At 46.6% G+C, this 6,750-nt stretch carries 5 protein-coding genes; 4 read left to right on the forward strand and 1 reads right to left on the reverse strand.

Annotation, left to right across the window (positions count from 1 at the left end):
- Positions 1-137 precede the first annotated feature (137 nt).
- Entirely contained in the window at positions 138-626 is a 489-nt protein-coding gene (locus tag AB1756_06365) for a macro domain-containing protein (GenBank protein ID MEW5806950.1), read from the reverse strand.
- Between the two features lie 436 nt (positions 627-1,062).
- On the opposite strand from AB1756_06365, the gene AB1756_06370 reads away from it, so the two are divergent.
- The 4 genes from AB1756_06370 (at position 1,063) to AB1756_06385 (ending at position 6,616) form a co-directional block, all read left to right on the forward strand.
- Positions 1,063-1,407, forward strand: coding sequence for an Mth938-like domain-containing protein (locus AB1756_06370; protein MEW5806951.1), 345 nt, complete (start codon positions 1,063-1,065; stop codon positions 1,405-1,407).
- Positions 1,408-1,521: 114 nt separating this feature from the next.
- Positions 1,522-5,064 carry a type II CAAX endopeptidase family protein gene (locus tag AB1756_06375; protein MEW5806952.1) on the forward strand — a complete coding sequence of 1,181 codons (3,543 nt, stop codon included), beginning with the start codon at positions 1,522-1,524 and terminating at the stop codon, positions 5,062-5,064.
- 165 nt (positions 5,065-5,229) lie between these two features.
- Complete coding sequence (locus AB1756_06380) at positions 5,230-6,156, forward strand: CPBP family intramembrane glutamic endopeptidase (GenBank protein ID MEW5806953.1); 927 nt, start codon at positions 5,230-5,232, stop codon at positions 6,154-6,156.
- 67 nt (positions 6,157-6,223) lie between these two features.
- Positions 6,224-6,616, forward strand: coding sequence for a hypothetical protein (locus AB1756_06385; GenBank protein ID MEW5806954.1), 393 nt, complete (start codon positions 6,224-6,226; stop codon positions 6,614-6,616).
- Positions 6,617-6,750 lie beyond the last annotated feature (134 nt).

Raw genomic sequence — 6,750 nt, forward strand, 5'->3', positions numbered from 1 at the left:
TTTCATGATTTCCTCCCACCCTATGGGTTAAGGACAGCAAAGTTGCTGTCTGTTGTTTTTTGTTTCATATCAACAGTATAACTCATTGGGTGGGATTTCTTATGCTAAAAATCGCTCAAACTAGGTAACAGTATTTATCAACCTGGCATCTTGAAGGCTTTAAGCAATACATCATCAAAAGCAACGAGGATCACTTCAGAAAGGATCTTGGCATTATGCTTTCTTATGACGTCCAGCATCACTAGGGCTGCATCTTCGGGTGGAACCATTCCGACACCAGTACCCATCCCTGGGATTGCAAGAGTCTTCAACTCATTCTGATCGGCGCAGATCAGCGCCGCTTCAGTAGCCTTTCTTATCTTTTCCAGATTCGTCAGCCCTGCCGGTTGCTCCATTGTGGGCGCATGGATCACATGTCTGCAGGGCAGAGCGCCTGCTCTCGTGAGAATCGCTTTCCCTATGGGCGTCGGTCCTTTCCTGATCGCTTCATCCTCTATCTCTTTGCCCCCCTTCCTCTTGATGGCTCCAGCCACGCCTCCACCCATCCACCCATAAGAGTTTGCTGGATTCACGATGGCATCCACTTCCATCTCAGTAATGTCACCCTTGACAACACTTATCTTCATAGGCAAGCTCTATTTTAAATTTAATTGTCATACAATAAATATTATATCATTGAGACGATTCCTGACTTTTTATTATAAGGGCTGTTGCTATCTTTATCGTCAATAGAGAATCGGCTTTGATTAGCCTTCATGATCTTCCCTGATAAAAATAGCGAAGCACAATTTCATTTTGAGCTTGCAATTTGGAAGAATGAAGGTATATGTATGTAAGAAACTGGAGAGTGAAGGTAAAAGCCTTCATATAAATCCTGGAGCCAAGGTTCCGGGAACTTAAGAAGGGGTTTTAGGACTTTGGACCTCTGAAAAAATGAAAGTCTGGCCCGGTTTGAAGCCGGGTCTTTCCTTATCAAGAAGCGCTTACTTCCGCATCAAGAAATGGCTTTTTTGCATCGGGGAAAGATTCTTCCTGACAGTTTCTTGTGATAATATTTTCCGCATGAAAATCTCCTCTTACTCCTTTGGAAAAATTGTGTTTCAAGGAAAGAGCTATTCTTCCGATCTCATCATCTATCCTGATCGAGTGGATGACCTCTGGTGGAGAGAGGAAGGACATCTCCTCACGTTGATGGATATAGAAGAAGTCCTGAAAGCCAATCCGGAAATCATCGTTGTCGGAACGGGAGCATTCGGAATGATGAAAGTTGATCCCGCTCTGAAAGAGATTTTATTCAATAGAGGAATTGAGTTGATTGCCGAGAGGACGAAGGAAGCCTGTGATGTGTTTAACCGGTATCTTAAAAAAGGAAACAAAGTCATCGGGATGTTCCATCTTACATGCTGAGATCGAATTGATTCTTCACATCGCACGCAATGATGGAAAAGCATTCAGATTCTGGAAAGAGTTTTGTTTCAACAATAGTTAGTGAGACATTTTACAGCAGCAAAGGTAGAAGGCATGTATTACTTAAATCAGCAAGAAGAAAGGAAAAGCTGGATTCCGCTGCTGCTATTCTTCATGGTTGGAGTTTCTTTTCTGATTCCTGGTATCCTTCATTATAGAAAGGCATTCCCAGAGTCATCCATCGATTTCAAGATCTCGAGAAACGAGGCGTACGAGCGCGCGGAAGAGTTTCTACGCAAGAGAGGGATCGACATCGCGGGATATTTGAGATCGATCCGATTTGATTATGACTTTGAAGGGAAGATCTTTCTGGAACGAGATGCTGGATTTGGCGAGACAGTATCTTCAGCGGCAAGTGAGGAGGTCAAAATATGGAGATGGGAGGCGAGATGGTTCAAGCCTCATCAGAAAGTAGAGTATCGTCTCTATATCTCCCCGGATGGACAGATCTCAGGTTATCAAAGGATTCTCCCGGAAGACGCCGCAAAGGAAGACCTTGGAGCATCAGGAGCGTTGAAGATAGCAGAAGACTTTCTCACGCAAGATGTGGGCTTTTCTCTTTCTAATTATGCTCTCATCGAGCAGAGCTTCAGGAGCCTCCAAAGCAGGACCGATTATTTCTTCACCTGGGAGAGAACAAATTTCAGGATCGCCGATGCTACCTACAGAGTAACGGTTACAGTTCAGGGCAACGAGGTAGGTTCTTTCCATCAATTCCTCAATCTGCCCGAGGAGTGGAGGAGAGCCTACAGCCGGATGACATCCCGCAACGATCTCCTTCAGAACATCACTTTCCTCGCAACGTTGCCGCTTTTCATCGCCATTCCCGTATTGCTCCTCCTGCGCATGAGGCGCCACGACATCCGATGGAGAGTCGGAGCCTTTCTTGCCTTAACGCTCTTTACTTTGTACCTCCTTCAAGGGATGAACAGCATTCCCATCTTCCTGACCGGTTTCGATACGCTCCAGTCGATCGGAAGCTTTGCTGGAAGGGTGGCTCTCCAGACCATCATCCTGGCACTGACAAATGCCGCCTTGATCTTCATCATCGCTTCCGTTTCGGAATCCCTTTACAGGGAACAGTTCCCCCGGAACCTTTCCCTGTCCAGATTCTTCTCGCTGAGATTCTTCCGCACCCGTGAATTCTTTTCGGCGGCCATGGCCGGATATTCGATGACTTCCTTTCACATCGGTTTCGTCGTCCTCTTCTATTTCATGGGAAAGAAGGTTGGGGTATGGTCTCCCGCCGAAGTCGGTTACACCGATGCCCTTTCAACGTGGCTTCCATGGATCTATCCTCTTACGGCAAGTCTGACAGCCTCGTTCATGGAAGAGCTTATCTTTCGCGTCTTTGCCATTTTGCTTCTCAGGAAGTTTCTCCCAACATGGATGGCGGTAGTTATCCCTGCTTTCCTTTGGGGCTTCCTCCACAGCAATTATCCGCAGCAGCCATGCTTCATAAGGGGACTTGAAGTCGGCCTCATCGGGATCATGGCAGGATACATCTTTCTGAGATGGGGGATCTTTGCCACGCTGATCTGGCATTACTCCATCGATGCCCTTTTCATCGGACTCTTTCTCTTCAGTTCAAGCAATCCATATTTCATCATTTCCGGAGTGTTTGTCGTCGGTCTTCTTCTCTTCCCGATGATCCTTTCCCTCTTCACTATCGCAGGGCAGCGCAGACTAGAAAAGGAAACAGGAATGTGGAATGCCGATGAGCCGGGGGCTGAAGATCATTATGAGACTGGAAAACAGCTTGCTGCTAAGGAAAGGTTCGCGACTGAAGAACAGATGGTAGCGAGAGTGCAGATAGAATCGACGGAGCCACTTGAAGCGAGAGAATGGATTGATGCAAGAGGACAGTTGAAAGCGGAAAAGCAGCATGAACTAGAAGGGGAGTGTGCCGCTATACCAGGAGGGGAAGCGGCTGCAACGATGAAACCGCTGCTGTATGTTCCAATTAGTTTAAAGAAGTATCTCTTCCTGACAAGTGTCATCATTCTTTCAATCGTCATCCTCTCTCTCATTAGAGAGCTTCGTTCATGGCCAGAAACGAAAGTTGCAATCACCTCTTCTCAGGCAAAGCGGCTGGCGCAAGATTATCTCGAAAAGAGGGAAGTGGATACTTCATCGTTTAATCGAGCTACTTCCTTTGAGACCCTCACCGGCGGATACGATGATCGGTATATTCAGAACGTTTCCGGATGGGAAGGGCTTCGGATGGCTTATCGTCTGTTCAAGGATACAGCTCGATGGAAGGTTAGATTTTTCACACCCCTGCTTAGGGAAGAGTATGTCGTTTCAATGAACGAAAGGGGAGAAGACCTCTACCATTCACACATCATTCCGGAAGAGCGTGAAGCCCCGCTGGTCACTTCAATCGCGGCAAGGGAACAAGCCGAGCGGTTCTTGCAGGGAGAGAAGAAAATACCCCTTGAAGATTATTCACTGGTGGATTCTTATGAGGATAAGAAACCGAAGCGGGTGGATCATCATTTTACCTGGAAGTGGGATAAGAAAAGACCCGGCGATGGAGAATACAGAATATCCGCTTCGGTAACAGACAACGAGGTCACCGGCTACTCAAAGTTCATAAAGATCCCGGAGGAGTGGAAGATAAAAGACGAAGAAGAAGGGCTTCAGGATATCATATTCCTTTTTCTCAAGATGGTCTTGATCGCTTCCGCTTGCGGATTCGCAGTCGCTCTGGTCGTCAGGGACTTTATGCATGGAAAGATCGACTGGAGGATTGTGCTGGCAGTTTCTCTTCTGGCTATGGCAAGCTATTTCATCAGAGAACTCAACAGGGCTTCAACCCTTTTCTATCATTATGAGACGAGCATTCCCGTTTCCAGCTACCTTTCCTATGAGATCCTCAACCTTGTTCTACATGGTCTGGGAATATTCATTGCGACGCTTGTGATATCAGGAGCTACCCTGTCTCTCTGGAGGGATACAGAACCAGGACGTTCGCCTTTCCCCGACAGGAGTCAGTCAGTACGCGGCTACTTTAAGGATTCCATTCTTCTCGGCTTCTCATCTCTATTCATATTCCTTGCCGCGTCGCGCCTGTTTGGATGGTTGGACAGGACTATAGATATTCCTCGTTCCAGAATCTCCACTGAACATTTGCCAGGAATTGATACTTTCTTTCCATTTCTTGAAGTAATCTCCACCGCTCTCATCATTGCCGCTTCGTTGACTCCTGCGGTCTTCTTTGGATTTCTCCTTTTCCGGAGGTATCTGAAGAAGGTTCCTTATTTTTACGGAGTGGCGCTGCCTGTAACAGCCATCCTCCTTCTGGACAGGGCAAAGAGCGTCCCTGAATTCTTGTTCATCTTCTCGACAACTTCCCTTGCAGTCCTCATGACTTTCCAGTTTCTCAGGGAGTGCATCCGGGAAAACATCCTTGCCCTCTTTGTCTCGCTTATGTTCATAGGCTCCCTCCCCAGAGCCGCTGCTCTTCTTTCCCAACCGCTGGCTTTTTATAAATTCAACGGGATTCTGATCCTGGCATTGACTTTCCTGCCTATCCTCATGCTCTGCGCTTTCATGCTATCCATAGATAGTGAATCAAGATCAAATGACAGATGATCAAGTGATAACCAACAACCTCTTATATCATAAATTTAATGAAATCCATGGAGAAAGGCGCGAAGCGAAAGGTGAAAGGATATGAACTATAAAGGATTCTTGCGGTGGATATTCTGGGGTAAAAGAAGAATTCGCGCCGGATGGAGAATCTGCATCTTCCTAACCATGCTATATACTATAACCGTTCTCCTTTCCGCTGCGGTCGGTATCTTCGCTCAGAAAGAATGCTCCATCGAGGAGATGGGATGGGATTCCCCATTGTCCATTGCATACCTCGTCTATCTGCTTATCTCAGTATTAATTGCTTCTCTCATCATGCTCAGATTCTTCGATAAAAGAGCTTTCGCCACACTCGGCTATTCGTTCGATAGTGGATGGACGTTGGAAGCCCTCACCGGAATAGCGACCGGTTTTTTGATCATTATTGCCATCTTTGTCATGGGAACGGTATCGGGAATTTACCGGGCTTCATTACATCAGATTAACCTTCCCGTTCTGGCAGGATCCTTCGTGAAATACCTTCTTCTCATCTTTATGCTAGCTGTATTCGAAGAAGTCTTATTCAGGGGGTACGTTTTTCAGACTCTGGTACAGGGGATAGGCAGGATCGGAGCAATCATCCTCGTGTCCATCTTCTTTGGATTGGGCCATTATTTCAATCCTAATGGCACTCCAGCGGGAGCCATTAATACGGGTCTTGCCGGAATCTTTCTTGCCGTTGCGTACTTGAAGACCAGGTCGCTCTGGCTTCCATCCTTCATTCATTTCTCATGGAACTTCACTCTCGGTTACATCCTTTCCTTTCCCGTCAGCGGAATAAGGTTAAAAGGGGCGCCACTGACCGTAGAATACTCCGGTCTGGAGATCCTGACGGGTGGTGAATTTGGCCCCGAGGCAAGCCTCTTCACCACGATCGTTCTACTTGTGGTGACGATTCTCTTCATATTCCTGAAGAGGCTTCGACCCTCAGAACCCATGGCAAGAAGATGGGATAAATTTCTGTCAGAGAAGCATCTCTCAGAGGAATATATGTTGAAAGAGACAACCCTTCCTGAAAACTCAATAGTGGAAAAGAACGGCGAACATTCATGAAAATTCGTTGAAAATCAGCCGTTCATTGTGCTAATCTTTAAAAAGATATATGGGCCAGGAGGCCGCGATGGAGAATAAAGTCGTCGTTCACATGAAGGATGGAACACTCTACAAAGGGATCACCCAGGACTTTCTTCCCGATAAGGACAGTTTCCATATCCTCCATGGAGAGGGCGGAGGCATTCCAAGGAAGATAATGACGGAACAGATGAAGGCTCTCTTCTTCGTGAAAGACTGGATAGGGAACAAAGATTATGTAACCGTGCGGGAGTTCGTGGATCAGAAGCAATACGGGAGGAGAGCTATCCTGACCTTCAACGACGGAGAGACAATACTCGGCACGATCCAGGGATACGATAAGGCGCGAAAGGGGTTCTTCTTCTTTCCCGTAGACCCCAACGACAACAACGTCAGGATTTACGTTGTTGCTTCCTCCGTGAAAAAGATCGAATTCAGCTAACGACTTTCACCTGCGTTCGACAGTCATAGTTTAACACAATCGAGAATCCTATTTAAAATCAGAGAGTTGGAGCAAAAGTAAAAATTCGGCGTGTTACTATGAGATTATCCCTTTACATCTATCCCGTAGATCTT

This window comes from Acidobacteriota bacterium, assembly GCA_040752675.1.
In the GTDB taxonomy this organism is placed as follows: Bacteria; Acidobacteriota; Polarisedimenticolia; order JBFMGF01; family JBFMGF01; genus JBFMGF01.

Excerpts from the sequence above, each read along its gene's own strand:
- AB1756_06380 (MEW5806953.1), top strand. The coding sequence starts at position 5,230 with ATGCTATATACTATAACCGTTCTCCTTTCCGCTGCGGTCGGTATCTTC.
- AB1756_06375 (MEW5806952.1), top strand. The coding sequence starts at position 1,522 with ATGTATTACTTAAATCAGCAAGAAGAAAGGAAAAGCTGGATTCCGCTG.
- AB1756_06370 (MEW5806951.1), top strand. The coding sequence starts at position 1,063 with ATGAAAATCTCCTCTTACTCCTTTGGAAAAATTGTGTTTCAAGGAAAG.
- AB1756_06385 (MEW5806954.1), top strand. The coding sequence starts at position 6,224 with ATGGAGAATAAAGTCGTCGTTCACATGAAGGATGGAACACTCTACAAA.
- AB1756_06365 (MEW5806950.1), bottom strand. The coding sequence starts at position 626 with ATGAAGATAAGTGTTGTCAAGGGTGACATTACTGAGATGGAAGTGGAT.